Origin of the sequence: Rhodococcus sp. BP22 (assembly GCF_014281965.1) — a bacterium.
Lineage (GTDB): Bacteria > Actinomycetota > Actinomycetes > Mycobacteriales > Mycobacteriaceae > Rhodococcoides.
Genome location: NZ_JACFTB010000003.1, coordinates 88,693 through 107,006, shown reverse-complemented (window position 1 = coordinate 107,006; position 18,314 = coordinate 88,693). Strand labels below are relative to the sequence as shown.

Annotated in this window: 19 protein-coding genes; 5 read left to right on the top strand and 14 right to left on the bottom strand. The window is 61.3% G+C overall.

Annotation, left to right across the window (positions count from 1 at the left end; genetic code table 11):
• Positions 1 to 36 precede the first annotated feature (36 nt).
• From H2510_RS07800 to H2510_RS07790, 3 genes are all read right to left on the bottom strand, one after another.
• A complete protein-coding gene (locus H2510_RS07800) occupies positions 37 to 834 on the bottom strand; it encodes a heparin-binding hemagglutinin (protein ID WP_186627763.1) in 798 nt (265 codons plus the stop codon).
• Positions 827 to 1,372, bottom strand: a complete 546-nt coding sequence (locus H2510_RS07795) for a helix-turn-helix domain-containing protein (RefSeq protein WP_186627762.1) — start codon at positions 1,370 to 1,372, stop codon at positions 827 to 829. Before H2510_RS07795 ends, H2510_RS07800 begins: the two co-directional genes overlap by 8 nt.
• 128 nt (positions 1,373 to 1,500) lie before the next feature.
• Complete coding sequence (locus H2510_RS07790) at positions 1,501 to 2,751, bottom strand: DUF445 domain-containing protein (protein ID WP_186627761.1); 1,251 nt, start codon at positions 2,749 to 2,751, stop codon at positions 1,501 to 1,503.
• A 180-nt stretch (positions 2,752 to 2,931) separates the two neighbouring features.
• On the opposite strand from H2510_RS07790, the gene H2510_RS07785 reads away from it, so the two are divergent.
• Positions 2,932 to 3,687 (top strand): TetR/AcrR family transcriptional regulator, encoded by a 756-nt coding sequence (locus H2510_RS07785; protein WP_397517331.1) that lies wholly within the window; start codon positions 2,932 to 2,934, stop codon positions 3,685 to 3,687.
• An 87-nt stretch (positions 3,688 to 3,774) separates the two neighbouring features.
• Positions 3,775 to 4,710 carry an iron-siderophore ABC transporter substrate-binding protein gene (locus tag H2510_RS07780; RefSeq protein ID WP_315901288.1) on the top strand — a complete coding sequence of 312 codons (936 nt, stop codon included), beginning with the start codon at positions 3,775 to 3,777 and terminating at the stop codon, positions 4,708 to 4,710.
• A gap of 24 nt (positions 4,711 to 4,734) precedes the next feature.
• Here the strand turns inward: H2510_RS07780 and H2510_RS07775 are convergent, their stop codons facing one another.
• On the bottom strand, positions 4,735 to 5,196 hold the full coding sequence (locus H2510_RS07775; RefSeq protein ID WP_186627759.1) for a PPOX class F420-dependent oxidoreductase: 462 nt from the start codon (positions 5,194 to 5,196) through the stop codon (positions 4,735 to 4,737).
• A gap of 42 nt (positions 5,197 to 5,238) precedes the next feature.
• Between H2510_RS07775 and H2510_RS07770 the strand changes: the two genes are divergently transcribed.
• Complete coding sequence (locus tag H2510_RS07770; RefSeq protein WP_186627758.1) at positions 5,239 to 6,144, top strand: polyphosphate kinase 2 family protein; 906 nt, start codon at positions 5,239 to 5,241, stop codon at positions 6,142 to 6,144.
• A gap of 10 nt (positions 6,145 to 6,154) precedes the next feature.
• On the opposite strand, the gene H2510_RS07765 is transcribed toward H2510_RS07770, so the two are convergent.
• From H2510_RS07765 to H2510_RS07735, 7 genes are all read right to left on the bottom strand, one after another.
• A complete protein-coding gene (locus tag H2510_RS07765) occupies positions 6,155 to 6,376 on the bottom strand; it encodes a hypothetical protein (RefSeq protein ID WP_186627757.1) in 222 nt (73 codons plus the stop codon).
• A gap of 105 nt (positions 6,377 to 6,481) precedes the next feature.
• Positions 6,482 to 7,522 (bottom strand): NAD(P)-dependent alcohol dehydrogenase, encoded by a 1,041-nt coding sequence (locus H2510_RS07760; protein WP_186627756.1) that lies wholly within the window; start codon positions 7,520 to 7,522, stop codon positions 6,482 to 6,484.
• 105 nt (positions 7,523 to 7,627) lie between these two features.
• The gene (locus H2510_RS07755; RefSeq protein WP_084346243.1) at positions 7,628 to 7,903 is read right to left on the bottom strand and encodes a hypothetical protein; all 276 of its coding nucleotides are present in this window, start codon (positions 7,901 to 7,903) and stop codon (positions 7,628 to 7,630) included.
• Positions 7,900 to 10,200: a 5-methyltetrahydropteroyltriglutamate--homocysteine S-methyltransferase gene (metE, locus tag H2510_RS07750; protein ID WP_186627755.1), complete on the bottom strand. Its 2,301-nt coding sequence runs from the start codon at positions 10,198 to 10,200 to the stop codon at positions 7,900 to 7,902. Before metE ends, H2510_RS07755 begins: the two co-directional genes overlap by 4 nt.
• A gap of 93 nt (positions 10,201 to 10,293) precedes the next feature.
• Positions 10,294 to 11,178 (bottom strand): 3-hydroxybutyryl-CoA dehydrogenase, encoded by an 885-nt coding sequence (locus H2510_RS07745; protein ID WP_186627754.1) that lies wholly within the window; start codon positions 11,176 to 11,178, stop codon positions 10,294 to 10,296.
• 44 nt (positions 11,179 to 11,222) lie between these two features.
• Positions 11,223 to 12,512: an isocitrate lyase gene (gene aceA, locus H2510_RS07740; RefSeq protein WP_084346246.1), complete on the bottom strand. Its 1,290-nt coding sequence runs from the start codon at positions 12,510 to 12,512 to the stop codon at positions 11,223 to 11,225.
• Between the two features lie 391 nt (positions 12,513 to 12,903).
• Positions 12,904 to 13,317 carry a hypothetical protein gene (locus tag H2510_RS07735; RefSeq protein WP_186627753.1) on the bottom strand — a complete coding sequence of 138 codons (414 nt, stop codon included), beginning with the start codon at positions 13,315 to 13,317 and terminating at the stop codon, positions 12,904 to 12,906.
• A gap of 172 nt (positions 13,318 to 13,489) precedes the next feature.
• Here H2510_RS07735 and ramB point away from each other — a divergent pair, with 172 nt between their 5' ends.
• Complete coding sequence (gene ramB / locus H2510_RS07730; RefSeq protein ID WP_186627752.1) at positions 13,490 to 14,902, top strand: acetate metabolism transcriptional regulator RamB; 1,413 nt, start codon at positions 13,490 to 13,492, stop codon at positions 14,900 to 14,902.
• Positions 14,903 to 14,930: 28 nt separating this feature from the next.
• Here ramB and H2510_RS07725 read toward each other — a convergent pair whose 3' ends face one another.
• From H2510_RS07725 to H2510_RS07715, 3 genes are read right to left on the bottom strand one after another with little or no spacing between them, the layout of a single operon-like run.
• A complete protein-coding gene (locus H2510_RS07725) occupies positions 14,931 to 15,926 on the bottom strand; it encodes an MBL fold metallo-hydrolase (protein ID WP_186627751.1) in 996 nt (331 codons plus the stop codon).
• 52 nt (positions 15,927 to 15,978) lie between these two features.
• Positions 15,979 to 16,488, bottom strand: a complete 510-nt coding sequence (locus H2510_RS07720; protein ID WP_186627750.1) for a DUF2029 domain-containing protein — start codon at positions 16,486 to 16,488, stop codon at positions 15,979 to 15,981.
• 2 nt (positions 16,489 to 16,490) lie between these two features.
• Positions 16,491 to 16,703: a helix-turn-helix transcriptional regulator gene (locus H2510_RS07715; protein ID WP_088942876.1), complete on the bottom strand. Its 213-nt coding sequence runs from the start codon at positions 16,701 to 16,703 to the stop codon at positions 16,491 to 16,493.
• Between the two features lie 257 nt (positions 16,704 to 16,960).
• On the opposite strand from H2510_RS07715, the gene urtA reads away from it, so the two are divergent.
• Positions 16,961 to 18,235, top strand: coding sequence for an urea ABC transporter substrate-binding protein (gene urtA, locus H2510_RS07710; protein ID WP_186627749.1), 1,275 nt, complete (start codon positions 16,961 to 16,963; stop codon positions 18,233 to 18,235).
• The last annotated feature ends 79 nt before the right edge of the window (positions 18,236 to 18,314 follow it).

The following is an 18,314-nucleotide window of genomic DNA, read 5'->3' as shown; positions in this document are numbered from 1 at the left end:
ACACCGCTCGATGCAGGGGGAGTTCAGCGTTGAAAGTCAGCTAGTGGACTTCTTTGCAGGCGCCTTCTTGGCGGGCGCTGCGGTCTGCTTGGCTGCGGTAGCAGGCGTGGGAGTCGAGGCAGACTCTGCCTTCTTCGCCGGAGCCGCCTTCTTCAATGGAGCATCCACGTTGCCGCGAGTCTTGGACTCGACCTTGCCAGCGGTTCCGCTGACCTTCTGCGAGGCATCGGTGGCAGCTTCCTTGGCGTTGTCACCGGCCTCGTCGATCTCGTCGGCCAGTTCGTCCGCGGTTTCGCGGACCTTGTCCGACGCAATGCCTGCGAGTGCAGCTGCGCGTTCGCCGACAGCGCGCGTCTGCGAAGCAACGGTTCCCAGAGCTTGCTCGGTGAGATCGACGACGTCGTTGGCTGCGGCGTTCGCACGATCGAGGCCTTCTTCGACAGCCGGTGTGCGACGGATGCGCTCGACGGCCTCTTCGCCGCGCTCGGCGAGAGAGGTGTAAAGATCCGATGCGACCTTCAGGTATGCCTCGGCCACCTTGCGCAGCTCGTCCTGGGTGAAACGCTCACGCAGGTCGGCGATTTCGTCAGGGAGTTCGGCGGGCAACTTGGCGAGGCGCTCACGAAGACCCTCTACGCCCTCGGTCACATCTTCGGACAGGTCGGCAATCCGGGCCCGGGCGGTATCGACACGCTCGGTGACCTCGGTACTGCGGGACTCGGCGCGTGAACGAACCTGCGCTACGACGTCGGCGACGGCCTGGACAACTGCGTCGCCTGCGCCGACTGCGGCGTAAAGCGGGGTCTGGATATCGAAGTTTTTGGGATCAGTCATGAGAAGACTCCTGTGTGGGTGATTCTGGGTCTGTTGACACATCTGGTTCGGGCGGCGACGACGGTTCGATCGACGTTGCGTCGCTCGCCTTACGCGCTTGTTCGTTCTCACGACGAAACGAGTCGTAGATTTCGATCAGCACGTGCTTTTGCCGTTCGGTGATCTCGGTGTCGCCGAGCAGCGTGTCTCGAACCGGACCGTGTGGACGCTCTTCCAAGAACCCGGCCCGTACGTATAGAGCTTCCGAGGACACGCGCAGACCCTTGGCGATCTGCGCGAGCACGTCGGCGGAGGGTTTACGAAGCCCGCGTTCGATCTGACTCAAATACGGATTGCTCACCCCCGCCCTCGACGCGAGTTGCCGCATGGACACCTGCGCGGCCTCGCGTTGCGAACGGATGTAACTGCCTATGTCCGATGCTGCTGTGGTCACGACACTGGCGACAAGATCACTCGCCTCCGCCACGACCTCCGTAGCTTCGGAGACCTTGGCGACTATCCCCTGATTGTCGGTCTGATCATCATTGCTGGGGGTCATGTTCGCTACTCGTTCCTGCATCGAAACTTGTGGTCTCGGCGTCAGGTCCGACCTTACCCAAGAGTGCTTGCTATTGCAAGCACTCTGCTAGCACTCCTGCCCAGGGGCACAATCGGCAGGTTGACGCATCAAAAAATTAGATTCGACACCGAGTAGATGGCCAAACCTGCCAACGCCCCGACAACGGTGCCGTTGATACGGATGAACTGGAGATCGCGACCCACCTGCAACTCGATCTTCGAACTCGCTTCTTCCGCATCCCAGCGCGCGACCGTGTCGGTAATGATCGTGGTGATCTCGTCTGCATAGTTCGCGGCGATGTAGCGTGCTCCGCCGAGCAGCCAGCCATCGACCTTGCCTCGGAGTTCGTCGTCGTCGCGTAGCCGAACACCCCAGCCGGCCGCGTTCTCGCTGATCTTGCGTCGCAATGTGCTCGACGGGTCGTCCACCGACTCCATGATCAACCGCTTGGCGACCTTCCAGGTGGCGGATGCAAGCCCCGTGACCTCGGCGCGACCCATGATCTGCGACTTCAGCGATTCGGCCTTCTTGATCGTCGCCGGATCATGCTGGAGATCGTGCGCATAGTCGACGAGGAACTTGTTGGCAGCCAGCCTCAGTTCGTGCTCCGGCGTCGACCTGACCTTCCAGGTGAACTCGACGAGTTCCTTGTAGATCTTCTCCCCGAGCAGGGTGTCGACGAACTTCGGTGACCAGGTCGGAGAATCACGACTGACGACGCGTTCGATCATCTCCTGACTGCCCAGCGCCCACTGGTGAGCACGCTCGGCGAGCATGTCGATCAACGGCAACTGGCGATTCTCCTTGATGAGTTCGCCCAACACCCGACCGATCGGCGGACCCCATTCGGGGTCGGCGAGCCTACGCACGATGGTGTTGTCGATCACCTGTGTGATGTCGTCGTCGTTCAGCACTTCGACGACCCCGCGCAGCACCGTCGCCGATTCGGCCGCGACCCTGTCCGCGTTCTTCGGCTGCGCCAACCACGTCCCCAGACGGAGCGGAATATGGGCCGAGGCGATTTTCTCCGACACCACATCGGGCGCCAGGAAATTACTTCCTACGAACGAGCCGAGGCTGGCACCGAGCTGATCTTTCTTTTTCTTGATGATGGCCGTGTGTGGGATCGGAATACCCAACGGGTGCTTGAAGAGTGCGGTCACCGCGAACCAGTCCGCCAGCGCGCCGACCATTCCCGCCTCGGCCATGGCCCGGACGTAGCCGACCCACTCGCCTGCTCCTCGCGACTCCTGCCATCTGCAGAACATGTAGACCACGGTGGCGAATACCAGGAACCCCGTGGCGAGGCCCTTCATCTTGCGAAGGTCGCGACGCTTGGTCGCATCGTCGAAGTTCATCAGCTGCACCTCGCCATTGTGCCTGTGTTCGGCGAGAGCGGTTGTCCCGGATGCACCGATCCGCACACGCAACTCGGTGCGGCAGAAATCGATGCAGGAGGACGCCTAAGCTGAGGCGGGAAAGAAAACGACGGGATACGGCGGATACACGTGGCGAGAAATGCGACGACAGCGGCAAAAGTGAGCAGTCCGATAGCGACGGAAGACGGCACACTCGAAGCAGAAGTCGACACCAAGAAAGCAGATACCGAGGCGGCAACGAAGCCAGCGAAGCCGGACGGTAGAAAACGGCGGTGGCGCGATCACAAAATCGCCCGGCGTGAAGAACTCGTCGACGGTACGTTGGCCGCAATTCGCTTGCGGGGCCGCGAGATCGGCATGGACGAGATCGCGTCGGAGATCGGGATCTCGAAGACGGTTCTCTATCGCTACTTCACCGACAAGAACGATCTGACCAACGCGACGATGACTCGTTATGTCGAGACGACCCTCGCCCCGCGGATCTACACGGCCATCTCGGAAGAACTCGATGAATATCAACTCACCCGGGCTGTCATCGCGGCCTATGTGGAGACGGTCGCCACCGACCCCGAGGTCTACCTCTATGTGATGGCCAACAATGCCGGCACCAATCGTGACGTTGTCGCCGAGTCGGAGCGCATGATCGCCGAGTTGCTCGCCACCGTCCTCGGCGAACGACTGCGTGCTCGCGAAATGGACTCCGGCGGGTCGGTGCCCTGGGCGTTTGCGATCGTCGGAGCCGTTCAGCTGGCTACGCACTGGTGGATCTCGAACAAGTCGATGTCGGCCGAGGACCTCATCGACTATCTCTGCATGTTGATGTGGGGTGGAATCCACGGCGTCGCGCAGGCCGACGGATCGCCGGCCAAGTTCAAATCGCAGCCGCACCCGCTCGTCGACGAGGACCGCCCCTGAGCAGGACGCGTGGGGGCAAGTACCCGAAACGAGAAACATAGGTTAGCGTTACCTATGCACTTTCGGAGACTCTCGACATTCGCCCCGGTGATCGCTGCACTCGCAGTCGTGACCATGACAGCCTGTGGCACCGACTCAGGCAGCGAACCCGCGGCCGACGGCCCCACCGTCGACACGATGTTCGGCGAGGTCACCGTACCGGCCGCTCCACAACGCGTCGTCGCACTCGGATGGTCGGACGCCGAGACGGCGCTCGCACTCGGAATACAGCCGGTCGCCGCAAGCGACTGGCTCGCCGTCGGCGGTGACGGACTCGGACCATGGGTCGAGGAAAGCTACGACACCAGCCCGACGATCCTCGGTACCTACGAGATCGACGTCGAATCGGTGGCCGCACTCGAGCCCGACCTGATCCTGTGGACTCGCAGCACGAACGACCAGGCACTCTACGAGGACCTTTCCGACGTCGCCCCGACCGTCGGCGCGCCCGTCGGCACCGACATCGCCTACGGAACAACATGGGACGGGCAGACCCAACTGATCGCCGACGCGCTCGGTAAATCCGAGGACGGTCGCCAGATCATCGACGAGACCAACAAAAAGTTCGACGAGGCCGTCGCGGCGAACCCGCAGTTCGCCGACAAGACCGTTGCCGTCGGCACGCTCTACAGCGGCCAACTCGGCGCCTACGTCGACGGGGACGTCCGCGTGGACTTCATGAAGAGGCTCGGTTTCGTCAACAAGCCCGAAATTCAGACCCTCGCCGAGCCGAACAAGTACGCAATCACACTCTCTGCCGAGAACACAGCTGCCCTCGACGCCGACCTGACCGTCATGTTTCCGATCGGAAGCAGCGCCGAGTCGATCACCAACGACGCTGCCATCCAAGCACTCCCCTCAGCTCGCGACGGCCGACTCGTCGTCCTCGGAGACCAGGACCTGAACAACGCCTTCTCTTCCGCATCAGCGGCAGGCACCCAGTACGCCCTCGACAACGCGGTACCGCTCTTCGAAAAAGGCTGATCACACCCTCCCCGGGGGGGCTGATCACACCCTCCCCGGGGGGAAGCCACCTTCGGCGATCGGGCCCCAGCTCTCGATGGTGATGCGTATCAACGATTTTCCCTGCTTCCGCATCGCCTCTCGATACTCGTCCCAGTCGGAATGCTCACCGGCGACGCTACGGAAGTACTCGACGAGCGGTTCCACCGAATCCGGGAGGTCGATGATCTCGGCCGTGCCGTCGATTTGGACGTACGCATCGTTCCACTCGTCCGAGTGAATCAGCGCGGTCACCGACGGGTTGCGTCGAATGTTGTGGACCTTCGCGCGCTCCGGGTACGTCGCAATCACGATGCGGCCTTCCGAATCGAGCCCGGCCGTCACCGGCGAGACCTGCACTCCGCCGTCCCGTTTACCGGTGATGAGGGTCAGGTGGTGTCGAGGAGCAACGAAGTCGAGAATTTCGGAGCGGTCGACGGACTGCGCTGACGCAAGTTTCGGTGCCATGATTTCCAGGGTAGATTCTCCGCCGCCGACTAAGGTCGGTAAATGGCCAAGTCATCCGAGAAGTCGGAGTTACCGAAAAACGCGGAATCGAACGGCGAGGCGCCTTCGTTGTGGTCTACCCCGGCCGCCAAGATTCTTCGCGCAACCGATTCGACGCGTATCGAGGACATCGATTTCGATGAGACGCCTGGATTCGAGGGCACGAAAGCCGAAGGTCAGGCCCTCCTCCTCGAGCGCGGCAAAGTCCTTTCCGCCCTTCAGGAGAAGTTGTACGCCAACGGCCGTGCCGGAGATCTGCGCTCGATTCTTCTGGTGCTGCAGGGAATGGACACTGCGGGCAAGGGCGGAATGGTCCGCAACGTCATCGGAATGGTCGATCCGCAGGGCATCGACCTTGCCTCGTTCGGCGTTCCCACCAAGGAAGAGAAGCAGCACCATTACTTGTGGCGTATTCGTAAGGCCCTACCCGGCGGCGGAAAGATCGGGGTCTTCGATCGCTCGCATTACGAAGACGTGTTGGTCGTTGCGGTCCACGACCTGGTTCCGCGCCAGGTGTGGGAACCACGATTCGACGAGATCAATGCATTCGAAAAGGACCTCACCGAAGAGGGCACGCTCATCATCAAGGTCGCCCTGTTCGTCTCGCCCGAAGAGCAGCGAGCGCGGCTGCAAGAGAGGCTGGATCGTCCCGACAAGCACTGGAAGTACAACCCGGGGGACGTCACCGAGCGCGGATTCCTACCGCAGTACCGCACCGCGTACCAACGCGCCATCGATCGGACGAATACTGAATACGCGCCGTGGTTCGTCATCCCGGCAGACCACAAGTGGTACAGCCGTCTTGCAGTTACAGAGTTGCTGATCGATGCACTGGAACAGCTCGAACTCGACTGGCCCGCTGCCGATTTCGACGTCGAGCTGGAGAAAAGGCGGCTGGCTGAAAGCTAGTCCCGAACCGTCAGAGCAGTCTTGGGGTAGTGCGGTGGAGTCGGTGATCGTGCTTGACCACTCCGCCCACCAGGCCCATGGCCCCCGCAATTGCCACCACGCAGACACTGCCTGCCAACACTGCTAGAGCGTCGTACCCTGAACCCACTGCGACCAGGAACAAGCCCATCATAGTGACGGCAAACAATGCCAATCCGTAACCAACCCAGCCTGCGAACGTATTGAGTTTCATCTCGGGTCCCTTCGCCGAAGAGAACTGTGCTGACCCGACTTCGACGTTACGCCCGCGTAGTACGCCTTTCGCATACATTTTCGGATACGAAAGGCGTACGAGAACTCAGAATGTCTTGGCGTCGATCACGAACCGGTAGCGGACGTCGCTCTTCAACACGCGCTCGTACGCCTCGTTGATCTTGTCGGCGGCAATGGTCTCGATTTCGGCACCGATGTGGTGTTCAGCGCAGAAGTTCAACATTTCCTGCGTCTGCGCAATGCCACCGACCATCGAACCCGCGAGGCTACGACGGTTGGCCGCGAGGGTGAATCCGCGCACCTTGATGGGCTCGGACGGAAGCCCCAGAATGACGAGCGAGCCGTTCATCGCAAGCAATGACATGTGCTTGTCCATGTCGATCTCTGCCGACACGGTATTGATGATCAGGTCGAATTCACCACGAAGCTTCTTGAACGTCGCGGCGTCCGAAGTGGCGTAGTAGTGGTGCGCACCGAGTCGCTTGCCGTCCTCTTCCTTGCTGAGCGACTGACTGAGCACGGTCACCTCGGCGCCGAGTGCATTGGCGATCTTGACGCCGACATGTCCCAGTCCGCCCATACCGATGATCGCGACCTTCGTGCCGGGCCCGGCTCCCCAGTGCTTGAGCGGGGAGTACAGCGTGATGCCTGCGCACAGGAGAGGCGCCGCGACGTCGAGCTCGATTCCCTCCGGAATGGAAAGAACGAAGCCTTCGGTGACGACGATGTGCGTGGAGTAACCACCCTGGGTGATGGTGCCGTCGGCCTGCTTGGAGTTGTAGGTCGCCGTCACGCCCTTGCTGCAGTACTGCTCTTCGTCGGCAAGGCAGGCCTCGCACTCGCCGCAGGAATCCACGAAGCACCCGACGCCGACGCGGTCGCCGACCTTGTGCTTACTTACATCGGAACCGACCTCGGAGACGATGCCCGCGATTTCGTGTCCCGGAACGACGGGGTAGGTGGTACCGCCCCACTCGTTCCGGGCGGTGTGGATATCGGAATGGCAGATACCGGCGAACTTGACCTCGATGAGGACATCGGTGGGTCCGAGCTCACGACGCTCGATGGTGACCTTCTCGAGCGGAGCATCAGGGGCTGTCGCGGTATATGCAGTAGCTGAAGTCATAGCTACATTGCTACCTACGCATCGGTAGCCATGCAAAGCGGACACTCCCGCCAGCAGGGTATTCCCAGCAGGCGGGAGTGATTCACAACAATCCGGACCGGCGCTCTACCCGTTGCGGGCGATATTGAGACCCAGCCAGCCGACATACGTGCCGAGCCCGATGAGGCCGATCTTACGAGTCTTGGGGTACGCAATTGCAGCACCGACAGCTAGTTCGGTAGCTCCGTTGCGGCTGATCCAGGTCCTGGTGTCGCGAGGGAAAGGACGCTTGGTGATTCCTTCGAACGCCTCTGGAACGACGAAATGCGCGGCACCCGTCGCCGCCAATACAATTCCGAACACCTTCGGAACGAGTCCCCCGGACTTCTTCGACTTGCTCACTCTGCTGTCCCCTGTTCTGCGCGTCGGCGCACCCGTCGCGCCGCTGCCACCAAGTTACGCAACGAAGGTTCCAGTTGCCAATACTTACGCGTTTTGAGGCCGCCGTCGGGATTGGCCCACAACCGGTCGATGTCGATCGTCGCGGCTGCCTGTGTCAGTAGCTCGTCGAGTTCGTCGATGTCGGGGATACGCGCCGAACGACTCTCGTACACGCCAGGACCGACTCCATGGCTGAGGACGTTCTCCTGCAAAGCACCGAGAACCCAGTCGATGGATCGTGTTGCCACGATCGCCGTGACATCGGCATCGAGGTTCTCGATCGCGTCGACCACCGACGCACGAGTGGAGTACCCCAAATGCGTATGAATCTGGGTCTCGGCCTTTGCACCCGACGTCGCCAGCCGAAACGCCTCGACCGACCAACGGAGGTATTCTTTGCGGCCCTTCTCACGCGAGGGCAGCAGTTCACGCAACGCCGGCTCGTCGACCTGAATGATCCCGATACCGGCTTTCTCGAGATCGGCGATCTCGTCGCGAATGGTCAGGGCAACCTGGTCGGCCACCTCGTGCAGTGGGAGGTCCTTCCGCACGTACGAACGGGCGAGCATCGTCACGGGTCCGGTCAGGATTGCTTTGACCGGCTTATCCGTCAACGACTGCGCGAACGCTGTCCACTCGACACTCATCGGTTTCGGCCTTGCCACGTCTCCATACAGGATGGGCGGACGCACGCATCGTGATCCGTACGTCTGGACCCACCCGTTGGTCGTCGTGGCGAACCCTTCGAGCGCTTCGGCGAAGAACTGAATCATGTCGTTGCGTTCCACCTCGCCGTTCACCAGAACGTCGAGCCCGATGTCCTCCTGCAGCCGAATGACCTGCTCGATCTCGTCCTCGACGAGTGCGCGATAGTCAGCGGTTTCGATACGGCCTTGTCCCAGTTCGTATCTCGCCTGCCTCATTGCCGAAGTTTGCGGGAACGAACCGAGGGTGGTGGCGGGCACGAGCGGAAGATTCAGCTTCTTGCGCTGCGCGATCTTCCGCTCGGAGTACGGCTGTCGAACCCGCATGTCGGGCGTTACGTTGTAGACCCGGTGCCGCACCGCGTGCTTCTGCTTGAAGTGCACCTCGGTCGGCTTCTTGCGCCACTTGTCCGACGGCCCGTCGGTGAGCGCCTTTGCCAGGGCAACGACCTCGCCGACTTTTTGCTTCGCGAACGCAAGACGGTCGGCGACGTTGCCGTCGATGTCGTACTCGCTCAGCACGTCGTACGGAACGTGCAGAAGAGTCGACGACGTCGAGACGACGAGGTCTTCACACACCTCTTTCAGTCGCTCGAGGTAGTCGAGCACGACGACGCGGTCGGCACGCCACACCGTGCGGCCGTCGATGACTCCCGCGTAGAGGCGTTTGCGTTTCATTCCAGCAATGGCGGCGAGCTCTTCCGGCTCGAGTCTGCCTGCGACGAGGTCAAGCCCGATTGCCTCGACCTTGGTGGCTGCGAGAATCGGCAGCGCAGATCCGAGAGACCCGTATTGACCTGTCACGAGAAGTCGGGGACGCAACGCCGTCGTCGACAGGGAGGTGTACGCGCGGTCGAGCGCTGCCAGTTCCTCAGCTGTTCGTTCAGCAGTGAATGCGGGCTCGTCGAGCTGGATGCAGGTGGCACCTCGCAGTGCAAGCAACTCGAAGAGGGCACTGTACTGCGCAAGCAGGTCCCCCAGCCGATCGAGCGGGGAGAATCCTTGCGCTGCTGAAGATCCAGCCTTGGACAACAACAGCAGCGATACCGGGCCGAGCACAACGGGGCGCAGTTCGATACCGCGGGCCTTCGCCCGATCGAACTCATCCAGCAGGCTCTCCGCGTGCAGTGAGAACGGCGTCGACTCGTCGATCTCGGGTTGGCGGTAGAAGTAATTGGAGTCGAAGTACCGCACCAGCTCCAGCGGCGGGAGATCCGGCTTGCCGCGAGCAACGGTGAAGTAGAAATCGAGCGGATGCATCCCCCCTTCGAGCGGGGCGAAGCGCGTCGGAACTGCCCCGAAAAGCAATGCGTCGTCGAGGACATGATCGTAGAAGGAGAAGGTGTTTCCGGGGACTTGTGTCAACCCGGTTGCATGGAGTTCGTCCCAGGTATCTTCCTGAAGGGAACGACCGACGGACTGGAGTGCCGCGCGGGCGGCAGGCGTCGACTTACCGTTCCAGTAGGTCTCGAGTGCGCGCTTCAATTCTCGCCGCGGGCCGATTCTCGGGTATCCCAGGATGCTCGAACCGAATTCGGCTGCGCTACTCGCCACGAAAGGGTTCCTTCCAGTGAGGGTGCAACGGCAGATGTGAGTGGGAATACGTTGCCGACAACGTATTCCCACTCACCTGCGCGAAGCGCCTACCTATTTTGCGACGCGACCGTTCTCGTACTGGTAGAAACCTGATCCGGTCTTCTTGCCGACCAGCCCTGCCTCGACCATACGTAGCAGAAGCGGCGGGGCGGAGAACAACGGTTCCTTGAACTCTTCGTACATCGAGTCGGCAATCGACTTGACGGTGTCGAGTCCGACGAGGTCGGCCAATGCCAAGGGCCCCATAGGATGTGCGAGGCCGAGCACTGTCGCTTTGTCCACGTCTTCCTTGGTGGCGAACCCGGACTCGACCATGCGAATGGCCGAGAGCAGGTACGGCACCAGCAGAGCGTTGACGACGAAACCAGAACGGTCTGCAGACCGGACGACCTGCTTGCCGAGTACTTCACTGGCGAATTTCTCCGCACGCTCGGCGACAGCCTGACTTGTCTTGAGAGTGGTGACGAGCTCGACGAGCGGGAGCACGGGCACCGGGTTGAAGAAATGCATACCGACGACACGATCCGGTGACTTGGTCGCAATTCCCAGCTTCATGATGGGGATCGACGACGTGTTGGACGCGAGTACTGCATTCGGGTCCGTCACCACCGAATCGAGCTCGGCAAAAATGTCGGCCTTGATCTTCTCGTCCTCGAGAACGGCCTCGACAACGAGCTGACGGTCGGCAAAGTCACTGAGGTCGGAGGTGAACCGCAACCGCCAGGCTGCCTGCTCACGTTCACGCTCGGTGATCTTGCCGCTGCTGACACCGCGGTCCAACGACCGCAGGATGCGTGCGCGTCCTGCAGCCGTCAGCTCACGTGTCTGTTCGTAGACCAGCACATCGACGTGTGCGCGTGCGCACACCTCGGCAATTCCGGCGCCCATCTGCCCGATGCCGATAACGCCGACTCGCTGAATTTTCTCGCTGGTCACGTCAGCTCCTTGGCCTCACTGGTCGTTCGAGTCGGACGTGGCGATCAGTGGAACTGGCCCTCTTCGGTGGAGCCCTTCAGCGCTGCGGTCGAGGTGTTCGGGTCGACCGTGGTGGCGATGGTGTCGAAGTAGCCGGCGCCGACCTCACGCTGGTGCTTGACGGCGGTGAAGCCGCGCTCTTCGGCAGCCTTGAACTCGCGCTCCTGCAGGTCGACGAACGCCGTCATGCCTTCGCGGGCGTAACCGTGCGCCAGGTCGAACATGCCGTAGTTGAGCGAGTGGAATCCGGCGAGGGTGATGAACTGGAACTTGAAGCCCATCGCGCCGAGCTCCTTCTGGAACTTGGCGATGGTCGCGTCGTCCAGGTGCGCCTTCCAGTTGAACGAAGGCGAGCAGTTGTAGGCGAGCATCTGGTCCGGGAATTCGCTGCGAACCGACTCGGAGAAGCGCTTGGCAACTTCGAGGTCCGGAACGCCGGTCTCCATCCAGATGAGGTCGGCGTACGGTGCGTAAGCCTTCGCACGAGCGATGCACGGCTCGATGCCGTTCTTGACGCCGTAGAAGCCTTCTGCGGTGCGGGTTCCGTCGAGGAACTCCACGTCGCGCTCGTCCACATCGGACGTGATGAGGGTTGCAGCCTCGGCGTCGGTGCGGGCGATGATGACCGAGGGGACATCGGCGACGTCGGACGCGAGGCGAGCCGAGGTCAGGGTGCGGATGTGCTGCTGGGTCGGGATGAGCACCTTGCCACCGAGGTGGCCGCACTTCTTCTCCGAAGCGAGCTGATCCTCCCAGTGCACACCTGCGGCACCGGCAGCGATCATGGCCTTCTGCAGCTCGTAAGCGTTCAGCGCGCCACCGAATCCTGCTTCGGCGTCGGCGACCACTGGTGCGAGCCAGTTGCTGACCGAGGTGTCACCCTCGACCTTGGCGATCTCGTCGGCGCGCAGCAGTGCGTTGTTGATGCGGCGAACGACGGTCGGCACCGAGTTGGCCGGGTAGAGGCTCTGGTCCGGGTACGTGTGGCCCGAGAGGTTGGCGTCGCCGGCAACCTGCCAGCCGGAGAGGTAGATGGCTTTCAGGCCGGCGCGAACCTGCTGCACGGCCTGGTTGCCGGTGAGTGCACCGAGCGAGTTGATGTAGTCCTCGTTGGTGACGAGGTCCCACAGGATCTCGGAGCCGCGGCGGGCAAGTGTTGCTTCCTCTACCACGGTGCCCTGCAGCTTGGAAACCTGTTCTGCGGTGAAATTACGCGTCACGCCCTTCCAGCGAGGGTTGGTGTCCCAATCCTGCTGGATCTCGGCGGTGGTCTTCGGGGTGCCGGTGGTCGACATCGGAGCTCCAGTCTCTTCTCATCTTCTCGGCCTGCGTCGAAAGGAATTCTTCACATCGTTGCCAGGCCCTTCGGGTGTACTCCAAAACAATGGCACACCCAAAAATGCCCGTCCACCTGTTGCTAGTGCCAATCTTGGCTAGCTTTTCAACACCCGTTGCTAAGTTTGCGAAGTTCCAGCCAACACGAACCCTCACCGAACGGACAGGTTGGTTACCGGCCAGTAGGCCGAAACCGCAGGCTACGAACGCAATTTAAGAAACTATCGCCAGGCGCCTTACCGGACGTTCGTACTGTTTGATTGGAGGCGTCTGAATCGAAACAGTGACGAAGTCGATTTGTTAGGAGTGTGAGCGTAATCACAGTTCGCTCACTGGTGTGCCGGCCCCGAATCAACTCCACACGTGATCCCGATCCGCCTGCCGCGAGATGGAAGACGCAACCAACCGACTCGCTTCCGGGGCTCGACGCGTACTGGAGACCACGCCGAGTACACCAAGGGACGCAATGAGGACGCCGCCGACGATGGCGAACATATCGGTCACCAACAGATCAGCGGGGAACGCGAGAATCAGCGGCGAGAGCGCCAGCGTCACCCCGAGGACCACGTGCGCCCAGTGGCTCGATCTCGACGCACTGGAGATCGCCCAGAGAGCCGTGCCTGCCGACAGCATGCCGAGGATGAGGATGGCGCCGGACACCCCGGTGTCTCCGTCGACGGGAAGCCAAATGGTCGACGTCACGAGGACCACTCCGGTGATCAGGACGATGGTGTCGCGTACAACTTCGTTCGTGTGGTCCGACATCTTCAGACTCCCTCTTGTTCGCGGCTGAATCTTCGGTTCGAAGGCTGGAATCAACTCCCTTTCCGGTATACGCCGACATGCGACTTCGGGGTCGTTACATCACCGAATCGTGACCCCGAGCGACCGAGGCGAACGTTGTTAAGGGCTCTCTTCACAGGCGTAGCCTGGGCGCATGTCCAAAACGTTCGTCGGCGTGCGGCTGCGGCAGCTTCGGTCCGAGCGCAAGATGAGCCAGGTTGCACTGGCTGGTCAGCTCGAGATCTCGGCGAGCTATCTCAACCAGATCGAACACGACGTCCGCCCACTGACGGTGCCCGTGCTGCTTCGTATTTCCGAGGTTTTCGGTGTCGATACCTCGTTCTTCTCCTCGGAGGACGACACCAGACTCGTCGCCGAGCTTCGAGAGGTCGCCCTGGATCAGGACATGGGCATCGCTGCCGACGCTCACGAGATCGCACAGATGGTCTCTTCTCATCCGCAGTTGGCTCGGGCAATGGTGAACATGCACCGCCGGTACCGCAATACGACGGCTCAGCTCGCGGCCGCTACCGACGAGCGATTCAGCGACGGCAGTGGCAGCGGCTCCATCAGCAAACCGCACGAGGAAGTACGCGACTACTTCTACCAGCGGCAGAACTATTTACACGAATTGGATACCGCTGCAGAGGAGTTGACCTCTCGTATCCGATTCCATCGCGCCGACGTCGGCGGTGAGATCGCCCGCCGACTCGAAACGGTCCACGAGGTGCAGATCGTCAATCGAATCGACCTCGGTGAGAATGTTCTGCACCGATTCGATCCGCGTACCCGGGTCCTGGAAATTTCCACGCACCTCTCGGGCGGGCAGAAGGTTTTCAAGTACGCAGCAGAGTTGGCTTACCTCGAATGCGCCGATCTCTTGGACAAAATGGTGGAGGAGGGCGGTTTCACGAGCGAACAATCGAAGAAGCTCGCGATCTTGGGCTTCGCCAACTATTTCGCTGCTGCCACCGTTCTTCCGTATCGCCAGTTCCATGATGTGGCAGAGGAATTTCGCTACGACATCGAGCGATTGTCTGCCTTCTTCTCGGTCAGCTACGAGACTGTCTGCCACCGCCTTTCGACGCTTCAACGGCCCAAGCTTCGTGGAGTTCCATTCTCTTTCGTCCGTGTCGACCGTGCCGGAAACATGTCCAAGAGACAGTCGGCGACCGGCTTTCACTTTTCTTCCAGCGGCGGTACGTGCCCACTGTGGAATGTGTACGAAACCTTCGCCTACCCGGGCAAGATCATGACGCAGATCGCCGAGATGCCGGACGGGCGTAGCTACCTGTGGATTGCCCGCACGGTGGAGCGACGGGCCGCGCGTTACGGTCAGCCGACCAAGACGTTCGCCATCGGCTTGGGGTGCGAGCTCCGGCATGCAACTCGGTTGGTCTACGCCGATGGGCTCGATCTACATGGTTCGGCTGTGGCCACCCCGATCGGTGCGGGTTGCCGAGTGTGCGAGCGGTCGAACTGCCCGCAACGTGCGTTCCCCCCGCTCGGTAAAGACCTCGATATCGATGAGCATCGGAGCTCGGTCTCGCCGTATCGCGTTCGGTGATGTCACCGATTCGGCGCATCCCCGTTGCTCACTTCTCCTTGCGCAGCATCGCGCCCGCCGCAGCAAAGGCCGCGACCCGGCGGACCAGTGTCGGCGGCGCCGCCGGTTTGCCCTCCCACAGGCGGTACAGCGTGGACATGCTCAGGACCAGCCTTTCCGGCGAGCCCCACTTCGAGAATGGCACGAATTCCGGGGATGCCATCATGTTGCGGGCGGCATGCACCGATTCGACTCCAGCATCGAAATGTTGGCGTCCGGCCGCGTCCACCCACGTCCAATAAGCGCGGAGCTTGCGCACCTCGTCGAGGCCGCAGATCGGACCGTGGCCCGGAACGTAGACCGCCGCATCGAACGCGATCAGATGGTCGAGCGCATCCATCCAATTCGAGAGTGGGCCGTGCCAGAGGATCGGGGTCGAACCGATGAACAGCAGATCGCCTGCGAACACCACACCTGCGTCCGGAACGTGGGCGATCAGGTCCCCCGCTGTGTGTGCCGGACCGAGATATCGCAACTGGACCTGACGTGCCCCGACGTCGATCCGCTCGGTCACTTCGAACGTGTGATCCGGCAGCCTCGGCAGCTTTCGTGGGAACCTCGCCCCTCCACGAACTGTGTTCATGTAGGTTCCGACATCGCCGATAGGGCCGGGGATCGGACCGACCAACCTGCCGAGCGTCGCGAACGCCGACACGGCTGCGGGCGGCAACTCCTCCTTCATTGCTTCGAAGGACGCGACGCTGGTGGTTATTCGAGCAGCGGCGGGTACCGTGTCGTTTCCCCACCAGTGGTCGCCGTCCGAATGTGTGTTGAGCACCTCGGTGATCGGTGCATCGGTCACCAACAGTTCCGTCGCCGATGCCACACGCTTCGCCCATCCGGTGTCCCACACAGTGTCGACCACCATCGAGGCTGCGCCTTGGTCGACGATCAGCCCAGTATTCGTCTGACCCCAGCTCCCCGGTGGTCGCAGGAACGCCCACACCCCGTCGGCGATCTGTTTCAGTCCTTCACCGGCGCTCATGGGTCAGCACGCTACCTGTGTGCTCGGCATCCATGCCCATTACCGCCCCCGGTCAATTGTCCTCGATTTCTTCGTTTTCGAAGCGGGCATTGCGTTTGCGCATATACCAGATCGCTGTTCCCACAGCGCCGCCGCCGACTATCGCGCCGAAGACTCCGCCCGCCCATGAACTGGCCTGTGAGTACACGCTCGGCTGCAAGGTGGCCAGGACGCTGACGAACCCGACTGCGCTGATCACTCCCACCACGATCGCGCGAACCCGAACCAGTTTCGATGCCGTGTAAAGGTTGACTCCGCGGGCCGCCGAGTAACCGGCGGTCGCGAAGTTGATCAGTGTCGAGACGACGAGGATGCCCAGACCGATCCAGGCTCCGGTTCGACCGACTACCCACGGCAGTATCGCGGCGCTGATCAGCGATGCCCACGCAAAGAGCTGAAAGCCGATGGCAGAGGCCTCGTTCCACACATCGCGCTGGCGTTCGTCGTCATAGAATTCATCGTCCAGGTCACCGACGAACCGCATTGCTTTGATGAACGGACCTGCCGTGATGGATGTGCTCATGGTCATCGCTCCTCGGTCGCAAAAAGTGTTTCTACAGTGGTGTTCAATGCTGCGGCCAGTTCGAGAGCCAGATAGACACTCGGGGCATAGTCGCCTCCTTCGACGGAGACGATGCTCTGTCTACTGACTCCGCATGCCTTACCCAGCTCCGCCTGAGTGAGCCGGGCCGCTTTTCGGTGTTCGCGCACCGTGTTGGTCCTGAGTGCGTCGGCCATAACGAAAGTCAAGCGGACTTGTCATTGGATGTCAACCCTGCTTGTCATTTTCCTGCTGCAAGCAAGATTCTCTTGCGTGAATTTTCGACATCGCCGAACCTCCTCCGCTCGGACCGATCAGCCACGGGGCCGAGAAGTTAACAGCGGCGTAATCGACGAAATAGTGCCGTCACCGGGAAACATATCCGCGCAATACTTCCCCTTTACTGTCTGCAATCGCGAATACAACTCCGTATACAAGCGAAAGGGCGTCGAAGATGCCTGCAGTTTCCTCGAGCAAAATGGCCACACGTGCACTGGTCGTTCCGGTCGCTCTGGCCGTGGTCGGTTTGGCGCTCACCGCGTGCGGTAGCAAAGCCGGTGATACCGCCTCAGCGGACGGCGCCGCAGCAGCCGAATCCTGCATGGACACATCCGGCGACACCATCAAGGTCGGCTCACTCAACTCGCTCTCCGGAACCATGGCGATCAGTGAAGTGACGGTGCGTGATTCGATCGCCTTGGCCATCGAAGAGATCAACGCAGCAGGCGGAGTCAACGGCAAGCAGATCGAGGTCGTCGCCGAGGACGGTGCGTCCGAGCCCACGGTTTTCGCGGAGAAGGCCGAAAAGCTGATCAGTAGTGACTGTGTCGCAGCTGTTTTCGGCGGTTGGACGTCATCGAGCCGTAAGGCGATGTTGCCGGTATTCGAGGACAACGACGCACTGCTCTACTACCCCGTCCAGTACGAGGGCCTCGAGTCCTCGGACAACATCTTCTACACCGGTGCAACCACGAATCAGCAGATCATCCCCGCACTCGACTACCTGAAGGAAAAGGGTGTCAAGTCGCTGTACCTGGTCGGTAGCGACTATGTATTCCCGCAGACCGCCAACCGTGAGATCAAGGCCTACGCGGCGGCAAACGGCATCGAGATCAAGGGTGAGGACTACACCCCACTCGGTTCGACGGACTTCTCCACGATCGTGAACAAGGTCCGCTCCGCCGACGCCGACGCCGTGTTCAACACCCTCAACGGCGATTCCAATGTCGCCTTCTTCCGCGAGTACACCAACGCGGGCCTCAAAGCTGCTGACATGCCGGTCCTCTCGGTATCCATCGCCGAGGAGGAAGTTGCCGGAATCGGCGCGCAGAACATCGAAGGCCAGTTGACGGCGTGGAACTACTACCAGACTGTCGACACCCCGGAGAACAAGAAATTCGTCGCCGACTACAAAGCGAAATACGGCGCCGACAAGCCCACCTCCGACCCGATGGAAGCCGCCTACACCTCGGTGTACCTGTGGAAGAACACCGTGGAGAAGGCAAACTCCTTCGCAGTCGGTGACATTCAGGCCGCAGCGGACGGTGTCAGCTTCGCCGCCCCCGAAGGTGAGGTCGTCATCGACGGCGCGAACCACCACATCTCGAAGACTGCACGTATCGGTGAAGTTCGTCCCGACGGCCTGATTTACACCGTGTGGGAATCCCCGGCACCGATCGCACCCGATCCGTTCCTCGAGACCTACGAGTGGGCTTCCGACCTCAACTAATTCCCAGGCACTTCGCGCAGATGAGTGGACATGCAGATCGCGAAAGCATGTCCACTCGTCTGTTCGAAGCCGCACTGTT

Coding starts and splice junctions, on each gene's coding strand:
- H2510_RS07800 (WP_186627763.1), bottom strand. CDS start 834: ATGACTGATCCCAAAAACTTCGATATCCAGACCCCGCTTTACGCCGCA.
- H2510_RS07795 (WP_186627762.1), bottom strand. CDS start 1,372: ATGACCCCCAGCAATGATGATCAGACCGACAATCAGGGGATAGTCGCC.
- H2510_RS07790 (WP_186627761.1), bottom strand. CDS start 2,751: ATGAACTTCGACGATGCGACCAAGCGTCGCGACCTTCGCAAGATGAAG.
- H2510_RS07775 (WP_186627759.1), bottom strand. CDS start 5,196: ATGGCACCGAAACTTGCGTCAGCGCAGTCCGTCGACCGCTCCGAAATT.
- H2510_RS07770 (WP_186627758.1), top strand. CDS start 5,239: ATGGCCAAGTCATCCGAGAAGTCGGAGTTACCGAAAAACGCGGAATCG.
- H2510_RS07765 (WP_186627757.1), bottom strand. CDS start 6,376: ATGAAACTCAATACGTTCGCAGGCTGGGTTGGTTACGGATTGGCATTG.
- H2510_RS07760 (WP_186627756.1), bottom strand. CDS start 7,522: ATGACTTCAGCTACTGCATATACCGCGACAGCCCCTGATGCTCCGCTC.
- aceA (WP_084346246.1), bottom strand. CDS start 12,512: ATGTCGACCACCGGCACCCCGAAGACCACCGCCGAGATCCAGCAGGAT.
- H2510_RS07735 (WP_186627753.1), bottom strand. CDS start 13,317: ATGTCGGACCACACGAACGAAGTTGTACGCGACACCATCGTCCTGATC.
- ramB (WP_186627752.1), top strand. CDS start 13,490: ATGTCCAAAACGTTCGTCGGCGTGCGGCTGCGGCAGCTTCGGTCCGAG.
- H2510_RS07725 (WP_186627751.1), bottom strand. CDS start 15,926: ATGAGCGCCGGTGAAGGACTGAAACAGATCGCCGACGGGGTGTGGGCG.
- H2510_RS07720 (WP_186627750.1), bottom strand. CDS start 16,488: ATGAGCACATCCATCACGGCAGGTCCGTTCATCAAAGCAATGCGGTTC.
- H2510_RS07715 (WP_088942876.1), bottom strand. CDS start 16,703: ATGGCCGACGCACTCAGGACCAACACGGTGCGCGAACACCGAAAAGCG.
- urtA (WP_186627749.1), top strand. CDS start 16,961: ATGCCTGCAGTTTCCTCGAGCAAAATGGCCACACGTGCACTGGTCGTT.